11 protein-coding genes and 1 pseudogene are annotated in these 17510 nt (G+C 71.3%); 4 read left to right on the top strand and 8 right to left on the bottom strand.

The features are described 5' to 3' along the window. Positions 1-27: 27 nt before the first annotated feature. On the bottom strand, positions 28-879 hold the full coding sequence (locus ACZ6B8_RS07270) for a helix-turn-helix transcriptional regulator (protein ID WP_471606566.1): 852 nt from the start codon (positions 877-879) through the stop codon (positions 28-30). Between ACZ6B8_RS07270 and ACZ6B8_RS07265 the strand changes: the two are divergent. After that, positions 809-2269 (top strand): annotated as a pseudogene (locus ACZ6B8_RS07265) (MFS transporter); the annotation flags it as partial. The gene ACZ6B8_RS07270 and the pseudogene ACZ6B8_RS07265 sit on opposite strands and share 71 nt — an antisense overlap. Before the next feature lie 303 nt (positions 2270-2572). Further along, positions 2573-3340, top strand: a complete 768-nt coding sequence (locus ACZ6B8_RS07260) for an SDR family NAD(P)-dependent oxidoreductase (RefSeq protein WP_471607162.1) — start codon at positions 2573-2575, stop codon at positions 3338-3340. Between the two features lie 43 nt (positions 3341-3383). On the opposite strand, the gene ACZ6B8_RS07255 is transcribed toward ACZ6B8_RS07260, so the two are convergent. From ACZ6B8_RS07255 to ACZ6B8_RS07245, 3 genes are all read right to left on the bottom strand, one after another. Next, the gene (locus tag ACZ6B8_RS07255; RefSeq protein WP_471606565.1) at positions 3384-4292 is read right to left on the bottom strand and encodes a class I SAM-dependent methyltransferase; all 909 of its coding nucleotides are present in this window, start codon (positions 4290-4292) and stop codon (positions 3384-3386) included. An 80-nt stretch (positions 4293-4372) separates the two neighbouring features. Then, positions 4373-5479 carry an NAD(P)-dependent alcohol dehydrogenase gene (locus tag ACZ6B8_RS07250; RefSeq protein WP_471607161.1) on the bottom strand — a complete coding sequence of 369 codons (1107 nt, stop codon included), beginning with the start codon at positions 5477-5479 and terminating at the stop codon, positions 4373-4375. A 319-nt stretch (positions 5480-5798) separates the two neighbouring features. Beyond that, positions 5799-6557, bottom strand: a complete 759-nt coding sequence (locus ACZ6B8_RS07245; protein WP_471606564.1) for a (5-formylfuran-3-yl)methyl phosphate synthase — start codon at positions 6555-6557, stop codon at positions 5799-5801. 352 nt (positions 6558-6909) lie between these two features. Here ACZ6B8_RS07245 and ACZ6B8_RS07240 point away from each other — a divergent pair, with 352 nt between their 5' ends. Continuing rightward, the gene (locus tag ACZ6B8_RS07240; protein ID WP_471076920.1) at positions 6910-7443 is read left to right on the top strand and encodes an EF-hand domain-containing protein; all 534 of its coding nucleotides are present in this window, start codon (positions 6910-6912) and stop codon (positions 7441-7443) included. Positions 7444-7538: 95 nt separating this feature from the next. Beyond that, positions 7539-8255, top strand: a complete 717-nt coding sequence (locus tag ACZ6B8_RS07235) for a polyamine aminopropyltransferase (protein ID WP_471606563.1) — start codon at positions 7539-7541, stop codon at positions 8253-8255. A 288-nt stretch (positions 8256-8543) separates the two neighbouring features. Here ACZ6B8_RS07235 and ACZ6B8_RS07230 read toward each other — a convergent pair whose 3' ends face one another. From ACZ6B8_RS07230 to ACZ6B8_RS07215, 4 genes are read right to left on the bottom strand one after another with little or no spacing between them, the layout of a single operon-like run. Next, positions 8544-11285, bottom strand: a complete 2742-nt coding sequence (locus tag ACZ6B8_RS07230) for a pPIWI_RE module domain-containing protein (protein WP_471606562.1) — start codon at positions 11283-11285, stop codon at positions 8544-8546. Positions 11286-11316: 31 nt separating this feature from the next. After that, complete coding sequence (locus ACZ6B8_RS07225) at positions 11317-14760, bottom strand: pPIWI_RE_Z domain-containing protein (RefSeq protein ID WP_471606561.1); 3444 nt, start codon at positions 14758-14760, stop codon at positions 11317-11319. A 58-nt stretch (positions 14761-14818) separates the two neighbouring features. Continuing rightward, entirely contained in the window at positions 14819-15964 is a 1146-nt protein-coding gene (locus ACZ6B8_RS07220; RefSeq protein WP_471606560.1) for a pPIWI_RE_Y domain-containing protein, read from the bottom strand. Beyond that, the gene (locus ACZ6B8_RS07215) at positions 15961-17268 is read right to left on the bottom strand and encodes a PD-(D/E)XK nuclease family protein (protein ID WP_471606559.1); all 1308 of its coding nucleotides are present in this window, start codon (positions 17266-17268) and stop codon (positions 15961-15963) included. The genes ACZ6B8_RS07220 and ACZ6B8_RS07215 overlap by 4 nt, the downstream gene beginning before the upstream one ends. Positions 17269-17510: the final 242 nt, after the last annotated feature.

The following is a 17510-nucleotide window of genomic DNA, read 5'->3' as shown; positions in this document are numbered from 1 at the left end:
CCGCGCCGTCCGCCCCGGCCTCGTGGCTCACCGCCCGCCGTGATGCGAGGGTTCCCGCCTGCCGTCGGCGTGCAGGGAGCCCAGGAGGGACAGGGCCTCGGCCGACGGGCTGTTCGGTTCCGCGTGGTAGATGACCAGCTGTTGGCCCGGGGCGTCCCTGACGTCGAAGGACTGGTAGGTCAGGGCGAGGGGCCCCACGTCGGGGTGGAGGAGTCGTTTGGCGTCCCGGGTCTTCCCCCGCACCGTGTGCCGCGACCACAGCCGCCGGAACGCGGCACTGTGCTCGGCCAGCGTGTCCACCAGCTGTCGCAGACGCGGGTGTTCGGGATCGAAGCCGCTCGCCTGCCGCAGGTTGGCGACGGCGGCCTCGGCGGCCCGGTCCCAGTCCCGGTAGAACTCCTGTCCGGCCGGGTCGAGGAAGGTCATGCGGGCGAGGTTGTCCGCGGGGGTGAAGGGGGTGTAGAGCGCGTCGGCCAGGGCGTTGGCGGCCAGGAGGTCGAGGGTGCGGTTCATGACGAACGCCGGGGTGTGCGGATAGCCGTCCATGAGCTGACGCAGCGCGGGACTGACGTGCTCCGTGGCGTGGAGGGAGTCGTGGCCGTCCGGTGCCACACCGGCCAGGCGGTGCAGGTGGTCGCGGGCGTCCCGGTCGAGCAGGAGGGCACGGCTGAGCGCGCCCACCATCTGTGCCGAGGGATGGCGCTCGCGGCCCTGCTCGAGCCGGGTGTAGTAGTCGGCGTTCACGCCGGCCAGGACGGCGACCTCCTCGCGGCGCAGTCCGGCCACCCTGCGTACGCCGTGACTCGCCATGCCGACGTCCTGCGGCCGCAGGGCGGCGCGGCGTACGCGGAGGAACTCCCCGAGGTGGTTGTCGTCCATGGTTCCCAGGCTAGGCCGTCGCCGCCCGCACAGCCTGGGTGTGCCGCACCCAGGCGGAGAGCACCCTGGCGCACCCCCGTTGACCTGCACAGACTCGGTCGGGCAGAGGCAGAGGCAGGGACCAAGACGCCTCCGCCCCACCGAGGAAGGCGATGCGATGACAGGCGACGCGATGAAACGGACCGACGAGAACGAGATCACCGCGGCCGCCGACAGGCCCGGCACCGTCGCCGAGGCCGCCCCGCGCCCCGGCACCGCGGCCCTGCTCGTGCTGTGCGCGGCTCACTTCATGGACGCCATCGACCTGTCCGACGTGGGCGTCGCCCTGCCCGCGATCCAGCACGACCTGGACCTGGCCCCGGCTTCCCTCCAGTGGGTCGTCTCCGCCTACGCCCTCGGCTACGGCGGATTCCTGCTCCTGGGCGGGCGGGTCGCCGACCTGTTCGGCAGGCGGCGCGCGTTCCTGACCGCGGTCGCCGTCTTCGGCGTGGTCAGCGTCGCGGGTGCGCTCGCCCCGACCGGGGGTCTGCTGATCGCGGCGCGTCTCGTGAAGGGCGTCGCGGCGGGCTTCCTGGCCCCGGCGGCGCTCTCCCTGATCACCGCCAACTGGCCGGAGGGCGCCCGGCGCGGCCGCGCCCTCGGCTGGTACGCCACCGCCGGCGCCTGCGGCTTCGTCGGCGGCCTCGTTCTCGGCGGCGTGCTGACCGAGCGGTCGTGGCGACTGGTCTTCGCGCTCCCGGTGCCCATCGCCGTGGTGGCACTGCTCGCGGGAGCGCGCCTGCTCCCGGTGGACCGCAGGGGCGGCACCCGCGGGAAGCTCGACGTTCCGGGCGCGCTGACGGCCACCGGGGCACTGGTGATCCTGGTCTACGCCCTCACCCTGGCTCCCTCACACGGCTGGCTGTCCGCCCGCACCCTCGTGCTGTGCTGCGCGGCGGCCGCCCTGCTCGTCCTGTTCGTACGTGCCGAGTCCCGCGCCCGCACGCCCCTGGTCCCGCTCTCCTTCCTCACCCGGCGCACGACCGCCGCCACCAATCTGACGATCTTCGCCATGTGGGGCGCCTACACCTCGTTTGCGTTCCTGACCACGCTCTACCTGCAGAACGTGCTGGGCTGGACGCCGTTGCGGACCGCCGGTGCCTTCGTCCCGCTGGGCCTCGCCAACGGCGCGCTGGCACCGTTCGCGGGGCGGCTCGCCGCCCGGTTCGGCGCGCACAGGACGATCGCCGCGGGGATGCTGCTCCTCGCGCTGTCCTACGCGCTGTTCTTCCGCATCGGCCCCGACAGCCCGTTCCTCACGGTGGTCCTGCCCGTCATGGTCGTCAACGGGGTCGGCACCGCGGCGACGTTCCCCGCCCTGAACATGAGCGCGGTGGCCGGGGTGCCCGACCGGGACCAGGGGCTCGCGGGCGCCCTGCTCAACACCTTCATGCAGATCGGCGGCGCGGTCGTCCTCGCTCTGGTCACCGCCGTCGTCGAGCCGGCCAGCGGGCGGACCCGGGTGACCCCCTGGCGGGCTACGCCCTCGGCACCGGCGTCATCGTCGCCACCGTGCTGGCGGGCCTCGGCGGCGCGATCCTCCTCCGGCGCCGGCCCGCCACCAGGGACCGCTGACGACGGCCCCTCTCCCGGCCCCGAAGCCGTCCGTCACCGCGCACGGACACCCGACCCGACCCCACCAGGGAGCACCCGAATGACATCCACGACGCCGTCCCCCGAAGCCGCCGAGTTCGCCGGGAGAACGGCTCTCGTCACCGGCGCCGCACGCGGCATCGGCAAGGCGACCGCGGCCCTCCTCCACGCTCGCGGCGCCCACGTCGTCGCCCTCGACACACGTCCCGAACTGGCCGCCCTGTCGGCGGAGTTGCCCGGCGTCGTGACCGTGAACGGCGACGTCACCCTGGAGGAGACCGCCGCCCGCGCGGTGGACGCCGCCCTCGACGCCTTCGGCACACTGGACATCCTGGTCAACAACGCCGGACGCACTCTGAACAAGCCCGTCACGCACACCACCGCACAGGACTGGGACAGCGTGATGGACGTCAACGCCCGCGGCGCCTTCCTCTTCGCCCGCGAGGCCTTCCGGGTGATGGCGGAGCGCGGCGGCGGCGCCATCGTCAGCACCGGTTCGTACGCGTCCACCGTCGGCCTGCCCGAAGGGGCCGCCTACAGCGCGTCGAAGGGAGCCCTCGCCCAACTGACCAAGGTCCTCGCACTGGAGGGCGGCCCCCTCGGCATCCGCGCGAACCTCGTCGCCGCGGGTGTGGTCGAGACGGACTTCCTCGACACGTTCCGCCCCGACAGCCGCGCCTACCTCGCGTCCTTCGCGGACGCCCACCCCCTGGGCAGGGTGGCGCGGCCCCACGAGATCGCGGAGGTCCTGTGCTTCCTGGTCTCCCCGCGCTCCGCCTTCGTCACGGGCGCCGTACTCGCCGCGGACGGCGGCTTCACCGCAGCCTGACCCTTCACGACTCCGTCGCCCAGCGGCACCATGACCCCGCACGTCACCGCCGGGGCTTGTGCGCGAACACCCACCGGTTGCCCGCCAGCGCGTCGTTCGGCTCGGGCAGCGGGCCGCGCCCGTGCCGGCGGGTGAAGTCGAAGGGAGTGCGGACCGTCGTGGACCAGCCCTTGCCCGCGAGGTCACCGGCGGAGTCGGGGCGCGGTCCGGTGTCGAACAGATCGAGCAGGTGGATGCCGATCTGCTGTGCCGTCGCGGTGTAGAGCGGGCTGTCACGGAAGGCGAGCAGGTCCTTCTCCAGCTTGACCTCGTAGGCCAGGGCGCTCCCCGCCGTACTCAGGTCATCGACCCGGTCGACGAGGTACGTCTCGGCGGCGGGCGGCAGATAGAACAGCAGCCCCTCGGCCAGCCACGCGCTCGGCGCGGCCGTGTCGAAGCCGGCGTCGGCCAGCGCCGCGACCCAGTCGGCGCGGAGGTCGACGGGCACGGGCACACGCTCCGCCCGCGACGCGGCCGACAACTCGTCGAGCACCTCTTGCTTGAACTTCAGTACGCCTTCCCGGTCGATCTCGAAGACCACACACCCCGAAGGCCAGTCGAGGCGGAAGGACCGTGCGTCCAACCCCGCGCCCAGCAACACCACTTGACGGATTCCTTCCCCGCGCACCGCCCGGAGGAGGAAGTCGTCGAGCACCCTCGTCCGCAGACCGAAGTAGCGGGCGAACCGCCCCCACAGGGGGTTCGCGTCCCCGTCCGCGACCTGGTGCATGCGGACCGGCCAGCCGGCCGACGCCGGTGCGGCACGCACGAAGTGCTCCGCGTAGACGTCCCGTGCCAGGGCGTCGTGGCGGTGGGTCTCGATCGCCCGCGCCGCGGCGACCAGCAGGGCGGTCACCCCCACCCCTCCTTCCACGCCGTCCGTACGCGTGGGGTGATGCGTCGTGCCGACCACGTTTCCTCCATTGACGGATGGGAGCCCGAAAGGGAACGCCGTGTACGAACGTGAGGGGGACGGGGCGTTCGACTCCTCCCTCACCCGCTCACGCGCTCCGGCAGCAGGACGGGCTTGACCACGCGTCCGGCCTCGCAGTCCCGTTCGGCCTCGTTGATGTCGGTGAGCGGATAGGTCCGGATCAGCTCGTCGAAGGGGAACCGCCCGGCCTGCCACAGCCCGATCAGCCGCGGGACCAGCACACCCGGCACCGCGTCCCCCTCACAGATGTGCGACACGCTCCTGCCTCGGTCCAGCGCCCCCGGTTCGAGCGGCAGCGTGGTGTGCAGCCGCGCCACCAGACCGAGGCGGCCGGTCGGGCGCAGCGACAGGAGCGCGTCGTTGATCAACCGCGGGGAGGCCGTGGTGTCCAGCGCGTAGGACGCGCCGCCACCGGTCAGCCGCCGGATGCGGGCGGGCAGGTCGGACGTCGCGGCGCCCAGCGCGGTCGCGCCGAACCGTTCGGCGAGAGCCAGCCGTTCGGGGTGCCGGTCGATCGCCACGGTGACCGCTCCGGAGGCGGTGGCCGCCATCACCGCGGCCAGGCCCACCGCTCCCGCCCCGAAGACCGCGACGGTCTCGCCCGGCCCGGCGGCGAAGGAGTTGAGCACCGCTCCGGCACCGGTGAGGAACCCGCAGCCGAGTGGCCCGAGCAGTTCGACGGGCAGCGCGGGGTCGACCCGTACGGCGTTACGAGCCGGGGCCACCGCGTACGCGGCGAACGAGGACTGCCCGAACCACCGGGGCGCCAGCTTCTCCCCGTCCGTACCGGTGAACCGCGCGGCGTTCTCCTCGCGCCCGCCGAAGAGGTTGAGGGAGGCGAAGGAGTCGCAGTAGGCAGGGGCGGCGTCCAGGCAACTCCGGCAGTGCCCGCAGGAGTCGAAGCTCAGGACGACGTGGTCGCCCACGCTCAGGCCGGTGTGCGGGCCGCCCGTCTGCACCACGACTCCGGCACCTTCGTGGCCGAGCACCGCGGGCAGCGGTGAGCGGCCCGCCGAGCGCCGGACCGCGAGATCGGTCCGGCACATCCCGCAGCCCGCTATCTCGACCAGGACCTCGCCGTCGGCCACCGCGCCGGTGTCCAGGCGCACCTCTTCGACGGTGAACGGGCCGTCGTACGAACGCAGTACCGCCGCGCCGAACCTCATCGTCACGCCTCGTGCGGGCATAGCGCCTCGTGCGGGCATAGCGCCTCGTGCGGGCATAGCGCCTCCTGGGGCATCGAAGGTCTCGCCCTGCGCCGGGGGCGACGGCGACATGGCGCGCGACGGACGCGGGCGCGTGCCGGTCCGTCTGGCCCGCGTGGCGGGCCGGAACTCACCGCGTACCGGAACTCACCGCGTACCGGACCCCACCCCGCCCGGGTGCTCACCCCGCCCAGGTGGTTACCCGCCCGGTTGCTCCCCCCACCCAGGTGCGTACCCGCCCGGGTGCTCACCCCGCCCAGATGGTTACCCGCCCGGGTGCTCACCCCGCAGCCGTCACAGCCACCGTGTGGTCACGCGGCGTGTGCCGGTCCATCTCCGCGCGGAAGGCGGCGATCAACCGCGGCTTGATCCTTCCGGCGTTGCGGTCGCCGCCCTCGCAGACCGCCCCGCGCACCCCCACGATGTCCGTGCCGATACGAGTGAGCGCACCGAGGTCCTCCACCCGCACGCTGCCCGCGAGGGCGGCGCTCAGACCGGCCCGGTGGGCCCGGAGCACGAACTCCCCGCAGACCTCCGGCGGAACATGGTCGAACAGCCGTGTCCCGTCCTTGACCGCGGTGTCGAGCATGGCCGCGTCGGAACCGGAGCGCGCGGCGATGTCGGGCAGTGCGAGCGGGTTGACGCAGCCGATCCGGTGGGCGTCGGCGTACCCCGAGGCGACGACGAGGGCGTCGGGCCGGTGGTCCTTCACCGCCCGGACGACCCCCCGCATGACGTCGACGGCCTGCTCGGGTGTGGTGCATCCATAGAGGCCGACCTTGATGTAGGTGGCTCCGGAGACCACCGCGCCGAGGGCCGCCTGGGCGACGGTGCCGGGTTTGTACGGCACGTCTCCCACGGTGGCGGAGACCGGTCTGTCGGCCGGGACGGCGTCGCGGATCTCCCTGATGACCCAGGGGAAGTTGGCACCGAGCGAACCCTCGTCGGGCTTCTTGACGTCCACGATGTCGAGGTGTTCCGCCGCCTTCGCGCAGTCGAGGGCTTCCTCGACGCCGTCCGGGGAGATGAGCAGCAGCAACGTGGGCTCCTTCGTCGCAGATCAGCCTGCCCCGAGGGGCAGATGGGTGCGGAGTAGCTCAGGATTCGTGCGGTGCGCTCATCATCGGGCGCGTCCCGTGACCACGGGTAGGGCGCGCACGGGCCGAACGGGGCGCCGGCGATCCCCCCGGTGCGCCGTGCACGCCGGTCCACGCACTGCGTCGGTTCATGCCGGAGCGGCACCCGCTTCACTCTTTCTGTTGACCGGTCGAGCCGCCCCGGGACACCGCGTTCCGCGGCCCGCATAGTGACAGCGCGACGGCCGAGCCCCCCGCTCACCGCGGATACGGCCCTCCGTCCCCCTCCCCCGGACTGACGAAAGGTAGGAGCCCATGCGCAACGAGGCGGTCAACCGCGTTCGACTCGTCTTCACGTTGTTCGACGCCGACGGCAACGGAGTCCTGGAATCCGACGACTTCGACCTGATGAGCGACCGGGTCGCCGCGGCCGCACCCGGCGCCGACGAGGAGAGCGAACGGGCCATGCGAGCGGCGTTCACGCGCTACTGGAAGACGCTGGCCGGTGAACTCGACGCGGATGGCGACGGCCGGATCACCTACGACGAGTACCAGGCGTGCGTGCTGTCGCCCGAGCGTTTCAGCGGGGCGATCGACGAGTTCGCGTCCGGCTTCGCCCGCTTCGGGGACCTGGACGGCAGCGGTACGGTGACCCGGCCGGTCTTCACCGGCATGCTGAGGGGGGTCGGGTTCGAACTGCCGAACATCCAGGCCCTCTTCGAGGCCCTCGGGCCCGATGACGCCGACCGGATCAGGGTGGATGCCTGGGAAGCGGAGATCAAGAACTTCTACGCGCCCGACAAGGGCGGCATCCCCGCGGACCTGCTGGCACCGGCACCGGCGGCCTGACCCGCCCCCGGCCCGGACTCACGCCCCGCAGCCCACAGCCCGCAGTCCTCCACAGCCCACAGCCCTCCACAGTCCGCAGAAGAGGCAGCCAGCACATGAGCAAGCGGCGTTTCGAGGAGATCGACTGGCGCCCCACCCCGATGGGGGACATCAGCCTGCGGCGGCGCCGGGACCCGGGCTCCGGTGAAGATGTGTACGAGGTGAAGCTCGGGGACGAGTTCCTGATGTCCAGCCTCTTCACCGCGGGCGAGATCGCACTCGCCCGCCTCGGGCTGGCACCTCTCCCGGACACCGCCCTCGATGTCGTCGTGGGCGGCCTCGGTCTCGGATACACGGCCAGGGCCGCGCTGGCCGATCCACGGGTGCGCTCCTTGACGGTGATCGAGGCGCTGACCGAGGTGATCGAGTGGCACGAAGGCGGATACGTGCCCCTCGGGCCCGAGTTGACGTCGGACGCCCGGTGCCACCTGGTCCAGGGGGACTTCTTCGCGCTGGCCGCCGGCGACGACGGACTGGACCCCGGCGAACCGGGCCGCCGCTTCCACGCCGTCCTGCTCGACGTGGACCACTCCCCCCGCCACGTACTGCACCCCACGCACGCGGCCCTCTACCGCCCCGAGGGCCTGCGCGCCCTCACCCGATGGCTCCACCCGACCGGCATCTTCGCCCTGTGGTCGAACGACCCACCGGACGAGGAGTTCCAGGCCGTACTCGCCGGAATCTTCCCGAAGACGGAAAGCCACGTCGTCGACTTCCCCAACCCTCTACAGGACGGGAACGCGACCAACACGGTGTACACCGCGCAGATGTGACGCCCGATGCCGAGTCGCCGCCGCGAACTTTGTTTCACGGAGGTCAGATGAAGTCTCTCGTCTCCGCCTTGGAGCCACTAGGCGCGAAGAGCGTCAAACGAGCGTCACGGCGGAGAAGACTATGACGCCCAGTGACCCCAGCAAGGAGTGCACCAGACGTCGTCCACCGTGGTCAGGTGCAGGCTTCGGCATCCACGAGGGAAGCATCGATTCTTAGCAGCGTCGATCGTTTGGGCCGACCCATGCAGGCGACACCTCGCTCAGGAAGCGGATGACGTACTCCCCCGCTTACTTCGTTCCGGCCACCGGAAGCACGTACTCACCGGCGAGACGTGCCCAGTGCAGCGGGAGAGGCCGGGCGAGCGGCGGGTAGTCGTCGTGGTAACGCAGCTGGTGTGCGAGCGTCGCCCACTCCGCCGGCCGGTCGGGCAGGTCACCCGCACGCCCCGAGTCCGTCAGCGCCTTCTCCGACAGACAGCCGAGCACGGTGATCTCCAGTTGCCCGGGGTTCCACGCGGTCTTTCCAGGCGCTGTCCGGCCCTGTGCCGTGGGCACCAGCTTCATGAGCCCCTTCGGCAGTTTCGCCACCGTGTGCGGCTTCGAGGCCGTACTCGCGAAGACACGGCCCTCCGTATCCGCCGTCCCCCACACACCCTCGGCGAAGCCGACCTCGTCCTCGGTGTCGTGGGCGTACCACTCCGCCACTTCACCCCGGGCGTTGGCATCCCGTACGAGCAGCACCCGCAGGTCGTGGCCGTAGAGCGTGTGCCGCTGGACGGGTTCGGCCCCGAAGCCGAGCGTGTCGCGGTCCAGTGCACCGTTGCGCAGGCCAGGCCAGCACTGGCGTAGATTGCCGGCGTCCGCCAGCAGCAGCGTCGGGCGGTCGCGGAGCTGGAAGAGCAGTGCCCGGATCTGCCGCTCGGTCTCCCGCTGCCTGTCCTGCTCTACGCCCGGGCGGGCAGCGGGCCGGGATCCTCCCGGGGCTGCCGAGTCATCGACGAGCTTCCCCGTGCCGGTCTCCTCGCCACCGCTCGCCGCCGGTTCCCGTGCCTGGGAGAGCAGCAGCAACAGCTTCGGATACGGCACCCATTCGGCTCGTTCTGCGTCCCACCCCTCAATGACGCCCGGTCCGTCCCCGGGGCGCACCCGCACCGCCACCAGCCGGTGGACGGGGCATCGCGTGGGCCCCTTCCTGGTGTGGCGTACTAGCCAGAGCGCCGCGTACTGAAGGTCACCCGGAATGCCGGATCCCACCCGATGGGCGGGCGGGCTGATCGCGCCCAACTGCCGGAAGGCGTCCAGCCAAGTCCACCTGGCCCGGTGTTCCAAAGCGCTGTCGGTGTCGTCGGGTGAGTTCACAAACTGGGTCAGCCGTCCCTGCCGTGCCCAGGCGATGCGCAGCGCGTGCTTGGGGTCGGAGTCCGGGACGGCGGCGAAGCGCTCCTTGCCGGCGATCTCCGTGATCACGACTCCGGCCCCGCCGAGGAGCGGGTCCGCCCGGTCCGCCACGAGCCCGCAGCGCCCTTCGATGGCCTCAGCCAGCCGGACGGCCCTGAGGCGCCCGCGGGCTCGGGTAGTCGGCAGGGCGCCGGCCAAAGGTCCCGCGGGCCGGGCCCGGACGCGGATGTCGAGCCCCTCGCACTGCCACTGCCAGGTCTCCCTGTCGGCCGACGGCACTTGCTGCCCGGCGGGAAGACCAATGAGCTTGGGCAGCTCAGCGAGCAGCGCCGCACGGGTTTCCGGGGACTGCCAGAAGACGTCGATCTCCAGGGGGCGACCGTTCAGTGCGCGTGTCAGCGCCGCCCGCCGTTGCAGAGCCAGCTGGGCGTCGCGGACGCCCGGGACGCGTCCGGCGCCGGAACGGGGCAGCAGGGACGGTGTGTTGCTCCGGGAGACGCGCGTGAGGTCGGGGACCCGGGTCAGCAGGGGGCGCAGCCCTTCCTCGACCCAGGCGTCCAGATCTGCCCGCTCACGTGGCATCAGCCCGGGTCCGACCTCGTGCGGGCCGATCGACGGGTGGTAGACGATGCCGGCGGCCACGTCCCCGGAACTGTTGATCCAGCGTTCGGGGTCGGAGAAGAGCGCTTCGGGCCGGGGGTAGTGGCGCACGATGTCCAGCTCGGGCACCAGCGGTGCGGGGCTGTGCCGGCGCCAGGCCAGTTCCTTCGACCGCCGGTCGTAGCTCAGCGTATTCACCATCAGCCGGTGGCCCCGTTCCGGCCCTTCGGGCCACGGCAATGGAGCGTCGAACAGGACGGTCGTACCGCCGAGCTGATGGGGGCGTACGTCGAGTCGGGTGGCCCACCGGCGTACGTGGGTGGACACATGGACGCGGAAACGCGGGGCGAACGGCACGGTGTGGACGGTGATGGTGAGGCAGGCCGAGTAGTACCAGGTCTGCCCGCGGCGCTCGTAGCGCTGAGGCGGCCAGGAGACGAGTCGCGCGCCGTCACCCGAGCTCTCGACTCGGAAGTGGAGTGTGCTGCCGCCAGTGCGGAACGTCCGGGCTGCCAGCCGGAAGGCGATCCACTCGGGCAGCAGGCTGTAGAGCCGCGCGGCGGGTTCGGCGGTTCCGCCCGCTGAGAGCACGCTCTCGGCGAGGTCGACCGGTTCCGTCTTCCAGTGGGGCAGACATACCGTCTCGGCCGGGTCACCGGTGCGGAGCCTCTCCTCGAGATCGGCTCCCTCCGAGTCGTCGTCCTCCCTGTGCATGCCCGCCGCCCAAGCTCCTACCACCGGGGCCAGCACGGCCGGAGGGACGGCTTCCCGCGCGTAGAGCCACGGCAGACGGCCATCCGTCCCGGCGTTGCGGCCGGTCGCGATGACGCCTGGCGCCATCGCCTGGAGCAGGGAGTTGAGCCTGCGCACGGGGAGCCGGTGGGGGTGGACGGAGTTCTTGTCCGCCTCGGCATGCATCCCGGTGAGCTCGGCGTGCAGGTCCTCGCCGAGCCGCAGCACTTTCATTTCCTCCCGCCAGGGTCCGTGGAGCGGGTCGGGTTCGTAGGCCGCGACGCGAATGTGGTGGTACACGTAATTACCTCCTGGGACAGGGATTAGGCGCTTACGGATGGGCGGGTACGGCGGCGAGCAGGCGAGTGAGCATGCTGCGCAGTGGCGCGTACAGGGCGCGGACGATGAACTGCTCCTCTGCGGTCGTCGTGCCGCCGTCGAAATACGGGTCCAAGACGGCGAGGACGCCGTGCAGCAGACTGGATTCGGGGGTGTCGGGCCGCGCCGGTACGGCGCCGCGGTTGGGGGCGAAGGCGGCGTCGACGAAGACCACCCGGGCCGGTACGCCACCGCGTACCAGTCGCCCAATCACCTGCCACAACAGGACCAGCATGTCCCAGGTGACCTGTTCCCGTACATCGTCGTCGAGACGGCTCCACGCCATCGAACGGGCGAGTACCTGGTACCAGTACGAACGGGCGAGGCGGCGGAACTCCTCCGCTCCTTCCTCGACGGTGGGTTTTCCCTGTACCAGGGTGGCGAAGTCACCGCCGGTGACGGCGCGGACGACCCAGGCGTTGACGGCATTGACGGCCAGGTGGAGGTCCTCCGGGTGCGGATGGGGCCGTGCCAGAAAATAGACCGTGCCGATGGCCGCCTCGTCGTCCTCGTTGAGGATGTTGTGGCCGCGTTCCAGCGCGAGCAGGGGCGCCACCAGGATGTCCGCCTCGAGGTCCTTCAGGTGCTCGACGTCGCCCCGGCGCAGTGATCGGGCGTGGTAGGCGGACGGCGCCTCGTCCTCTGCGGTGATCTCCTCGTCGTCCGACACCAGGCACAGCACCTTGTTGCGCCAGCGGACGTTGAGGTTGTGCAATGTGTCGGCCACCACACGTGCCTCGGCATAGCTGCCGACCAGCAGAAGGATCTGGTCGCGCCCTGGAGGAAGAGAGAGCAACTCCTGCTGGAGCGGGCCACCTTCAGTGACCTCGTACTCGTCTCCGCCCTCACCTAGATGGCACGCGATGCGGCGCAACTTCTCCGGGCGGTCGTCCGGATGGGTTCCCGACATGCGCAGTTTCTCGTCGCCGTCGTCGATGAACTCGAAGCGCATGGAACTCTCGTTGGCGATGCGTTCGGTCACCTCGACCGGCGGTTCGATGACCACAGCGACCGGGACACAGACGTGGTAGCGACTGGACGCGCCCGCCCAGCTGCTGCCCGACATGAGCAGCAAGTGGGCACCGGGCCTGCCGTCGACGGAGGTGAGATCGGGGATGGCGCGCAGCAGCTCACGTCCGACGCCGCTGCACCGGAAGAAGGTCAGTTCGCCACTGCGGACCCCGCCCTTGTCCTCACCCGGGACCCTGAACTGGAAGCCGAGCACATTGCCCATCGGGGCCTCGGGCACCATAGGGCCGTAGTCGAGCGGCCGGCGGTACATCGTGTTGAAGCCCAGGCTGAGGGCGGCCTCGACGCGGGGCCACATGGCGTTGATCATGGCGAGCCGTGGTTCGAGGGCGCTGAGCAACATTGTGAACTCGAAGCGCTCCGCGAGTTGCTTCCGCCATTCCTCGGGCGTCTGGGGCGGAGGCTTGGGCTTCCTGCGGCGTCCGCGCTTCTTCTCCTGTTCCTCTTCCTCGCGCCGCCACTCGTCGTACGCCTCTTGGTACTTCCGCTGCCGGGCAGCCATGTACCTCGGGTCGATGGCGAAGACCTCGTCCATGACCTCGGTGAGGCGGCGCCGGGTGTTCTCCGGGTTGCCGGTGTGGAGCAGTTCGTTGAGGAGGGCGGTCAGCCGGCTGAAGTCCTCCTCCGTCCTACGGTGACGGTCACCGAAGGGGTTGTCCCGGAACGCGTCGAGCAGTTTTCCGAGAGCCTCGCGGGGGGCGTGATGAGGGTGGTCCCGACCGCTGTCGTCGGGGAGTTCGTAGCGTTCGTCGAGGAGCCCCATCTGGAGCGTCCAGGCGCTGAAGTAGCCCGTCCGCACCCACTTGCGCAGCTCGTACCCGGCGACGAGCATCGCGTACAGCCGGTCGGTGGCCGCGCCCGCGGTGTTGAGGGCGGCGGCGAAGGTCTCGACGTCCCGTTCGGAGAGCTGGGTGCGTCCGCTGGCCGCGAGTTCCCGGATCTTGTGCCGGCTAAGCTGGTCGATGAGGCCCTTGTCCTCGTCGCTGGCGAGGACCACGGCGGGTGCGAAGGTCTGGTCGAGCTGCATCTGGACACGGTCGGCCTCGTCGATGATCACGAGGTCACTACGACGGCAGGCCAGTTCAAGGAAACGGATGCGCTCGCCGTTCTGAGGACGGGGCGGCGAGGCGTCGATGAGCCCGGCCGGCGTGGCCACCCAGATCAGGGCGCCGACCAGGGTCCGAGCTCCGTGGTGACGGGGACAGGCGGACCAATACGGGCAGCTCGTCACCCTCTTCTGCCACGAGGAGTGCCGTCCCTCGCTCGGGTCACGCCGCAGAGCCGAGGGGGGCTGGAGCCGGGAGCAGGGTGCCTCGCCGTAGGCGAGTGGTTCGGTCATCGACGTGGCGCCCTGCCGTCTGACGTTGAGTAGGCAGGACGTGCCGAGGTAGGCGAAGGCGGGGTCGTCGTGGGCGAGCAGTCGGTGCTCGCCTCGGCCCGCCAGCCGACGGTGCAACCGCTGGGCGTGCCGCTCACGGCCGGAGGAGCCGAGCACGGGTGCGGCGGCGCCGTCGGTGTAGAGGTCGTAGAGCCGGACGAGCTTCAGCACCTCCGCGACATCGGTGACGACGATGGTGGTGCGCTTGCCCAGTTTGGCGAGATGGACGGCGATGATATCGCGCAGTGTGCTCTTGCCGGCGCCTACGATGCCGAGCAGGTGCTGGATGCCGTCGACCGTGAAGGCGAAGTCCTCGTCTTTCCTCGCCTTGTGGAAGGTTCCGTTCTCCTTGGTTGACAGGTCGAACGACCGTAGCCGCTCCAGCCACCGTGGTGCCCGGCCTTCGCCGGAGCGAGCGTGTTGAGCGTCCATCTCCGCCGCCGTGCGTTCCAGGCTCTCCCTGGTGAAGATCAAGGGCTCGCCGCCGCCAGCCGGTTCCAGGTCCATGTCGTGGGCGACGAGGGGGATGCAGGGAACCGGCGGCAGGTCGACGACGGCCATGGTGCGGCTGACGGGGAAGGCGTGCGGGCCCTGCCCCGCGACCGGCAGGCGCCTGCCCGCCAGCGGCGGTGCGGCACGCAGCAGTTGTTCGTAGACGGAGAAGCGGTCGTCGGCGACGGAGAGGTCGCGGCGGGCAGCGGGTGTCTCGGCGTCCGGTACGTCGTAGGCGCGCACCCTGGGGTCGAACCTCTGATAGGTGTCCAGAGCCTCGAGCCAGGTACGGCTCCGGCGCAGCGTCCACAGCGAGTACCTGGCAATACGCAGGGTCTTCGCCGCATCGGATGGCAGCGGTGCCCGGTGCGCCTCGGCGAACCCGTACCCGCTGAACAACACCCAGGCGCTGCCTGCGGGGCTGCCCGGCATCATCTTCTGCTGGAGATACAGGCCGAGTTCGACCTGGCAGAGGGCTTCCAGCGCGGTCTGGGGCACGGAGGACCCCAGAAATGCTTTGAGCGCGTTGAACACATCGGTTAAGGGCGGGGTGATGCTACGCACCGTCCTTCTCCTCTCGATGGGTCTGTCCCAGGTCGAGCACGAGGTCCATGGGGGTGGTGAGCACCAGCCGGTCCCGCAGGAGCGCGGGAAGGGCGTCGGTGAAGGTGTGCCGGTAGCCGTCCCGTCCGGCGAGCGCCTCGGGGACCACGACGAGGGTGCGGTCCGCGAGGGGCGTGTGGTCGGTGAAATGGGCTGCGAGGAGCGCCGGCTGCAGGCGGTCGTACACCTGGATGTCCACGATGCGGGGGCCGGTGTCCCTGAGCCGGTAGGCGGGCAGAAGACCGGGCAGGGTCTCGTACGCGACTCCGGCGCGCTCCAGTGCCTCCCGGGCGGCTTCGACGGTGCGGTGTGGCAGTACTAGGTACCACCGCAGCGAGCGCTGCAGGATCCACGCCTGGTCCGGCTCACGTATGAGCCGCGGAGGGGCGTCGCGCGGGCAGTTCTCCCCCTCGCACCAGACTTCCGCGCCGGTGCCGGACGGTCCGGGTACGGGCACGGCACTGTCCCGGGGCAGCGCGGGGAGCCTGCACGAGGGGCAGTGCAGGAAGTCTCCGTCGACGAGCAGGAACTCGGGCAACGGACCGTAGAGGTTCCTGACCCGGCCCCAGACCGCCCTGTTCCAACCCTGCGCGAAGCGGTCCTGTTGGTGGACGACCGGGTGACGCGCCAGGAACGCCCGGCACTGCCGGTAGCGCTCCTCCGTTCCACTCCGCGCGTGCAGGTCCCCGAGGAGCGCGCGGGCGTGTCCCGCCACGCCTCCGTCCGGTCCGTGCGAGGCCACCTCGAGACACGACCGGGTCGGCATACGGCCGACCCGGTGCACCAGCGTGGTGCCCGGCGAGACCAGGGAGGAGGGGACCGCGAAGAGTGGGTCGTCGGACGGCCTGGTCCGGCACCACTCCCACAGCTCCGGAAGACTCCTCGGCGGCGCCTCCCCCGCATTGAGGCAACGCATCACCGTGTGATCCAGCGCCCGCTGGGCGAGGCCTGGATAGGGCAGGGTGAAGGAGCGGAGCCCTTGGACCTCGGAGAGAGCCGCCACCATGCGGGCGAGTTCGCCGAAGAGGTCGCTGCCCACGCCCTCGGCCGCCTCGCCGGCGTCCGGCCGATCGGCCTGGCCGGCCGACCCCGCCCTCATGCCACGGCCTCGCTGACGGACGACGCCGTGCACCAGCGGGCCACTTCGCACCGCTCGCAGGAGCGTCCGGGCCGGGCCGCGTACTGGTCGTCCCCGTGCCAGTCGGCCACCATCGCCCGCAGTACCTTCTCGGCGGTGACCCGATTGGCCGGGGCGAAGGGATCAATGATCTCCAGGTCGGCGCCGCCGGGGCGCAGCACCTCCAGCTCGACCCGCGCGCGGAACGGATCACCGCCCAGGTCACCGCGGGCGATCAGCACGACGGCCAGGGCCAACTGCGGATAACGCTCCAGCAGGGGGCGGTCGGACCGCCGATCGACAACCGAGGTCTTGGTCTCGCGCCACACCCATGACCCGGCATCCCGGTAGAGCAGGTCGGGCGCGGCCAGGACCACCACATCGGCAGCTGTGTCGTGCCGCACCACCCGGGGCTCGGTCCGCACATCCGTACCGTCCCGGACGTACCGCAGCGGACAGACCGCGGCGTGCCGCCGCAACAGCAGGCCGCCGAGTGCGCGTTCGTGCGCGGGCAGGTCGAATCCCTGCGGTACCCACTCCTCGGGGACCTCGACCGTGCAGGGCCGAGGCGATCCGTGGGCGTGCCGCTCGGCGAGGTAGGCGTGCAGTGCCCGGCCGCGCTCGGCCGTCACCTCGCGTTCGACGGAATCCGCCGTGGGCAGGTGCAGCCGGCGCATGTGGTCACGCGCCGGGCAGGCTCGGTAGGCCCGCCCATTGGTGACCGACCAGGTGCGGCGGGGCCGGTCGTTCGTCTCGACGCCCAGCAGTCCGGGCGCTGTGCGCAGGGCCGGGCACACCGACAGGTAGGGGCATCCGCCGCAGGCGGACCCCGGGCGGTATTCCCGCCCGTCCAGTACACCGGCCAGGGCAGCGGGGCCGTGTTCGCGGTACCGGGCTCGCGCCTCTTCCCGGCTTCCCGAGAAGAGTTCCCGCGTACGGCCGTCGAAAAGCGCGAACTCCACGATCCGTACGTGCTCCGGCGGTGGTCCGGGGGCGCCCTCGGCCAGCACCAGGGCGACGGCCGCGGTGAACCCGTCGGGCGGCAGGTCCCGCAGGCGGTGCACGGGCAGACGGAGCTCGCGGTAGGCACCGTCGGGGGAAGCCAGGCAGCGGCCCCACACGGTGAGGCGGTACTCCTGGGCGTCGCGCGGGTCGGGACCGGACGGCCGGTAGCGGTACGTCCACGGCTCGGGCACCTCGTGCAGGGGGCGTTCCGGGTCGAGGGGGAAGGCCGCCTCGTACAACGTCACGCCGTGCTTGGACCAGGTCCGCAGACCGTCGTGCAAGGGCCCGGTACGTGTACGGGGCGGGTGGCCGGCAGGCCCCGAACGGATGTCACAGGCAGCCATGAAGGGGCCCAGGGCGAAGTGCTCCAGCCGCTCACGGCGGCGCGGTACGGGATCGGTGGTGTGGTAACCGCGGGTCTTGAGAGCGTCAGCGGCGGGGCATCGGAACTCTCCCCCCTTGAACATTCCGGCGGATACCGTGATGACGTCGGACGTGCGAGTCACCCCGTCGGGTGGCAGCC

The organism is Streptomyces sp. NPDC041122 (assembly GCF_055592445.1).
Note: the sequence above shows the minus strand (reverse complement) of the source record. Positions and strands in the feature narration are given on the sequence as shown.

Coding starts and splice junctions, on each gene's coding strand:
- ACZ6B8_RS07270 (WP_471606566.1), bottom strand. CDS start 879: ATGGACGACAACCACCTCGGGGAGTTCCTCCGCGTACGCCGCGCCGCC.
- ACZ6B8_RS07260 (WP_471607162.1), top strand. CDS start 2,573: ATGACATCCACGACGCCGTCCCCCGAAGCCGCCGAGTTCGCCGGGAGA.
- ACZ6B8_RS07250 (WP_471607161.1), bottom strand. CDS start 5,479: ATGAGGTTCGGCGCGGCGGTACTGCGTTCGTACGACGGCCCGTTCACC.
- ACZ6B8_RS07240 (WP_471076920.1), top strand. CDS start 6,910: ATGCGCAACGAGGCGGTCAACCGCGTTCGACTCGTCTTCACGTTGTTC.
- ACZ6B8_RS07235 (WP_471606563.1), top strand. CDS start 7,539: ATGAGCAAGCGGCGTTTCGAGGAGATCGACTGGCGCCCCACCCCGATG.
- ACZ6B8_RS07220 (WP_471606560.1), bottom strand. CDS start 15,964: ATGAGGGCGGGGTCGGCCGGCCAGGCCGATCGGCCGGACGCCGGCGAG.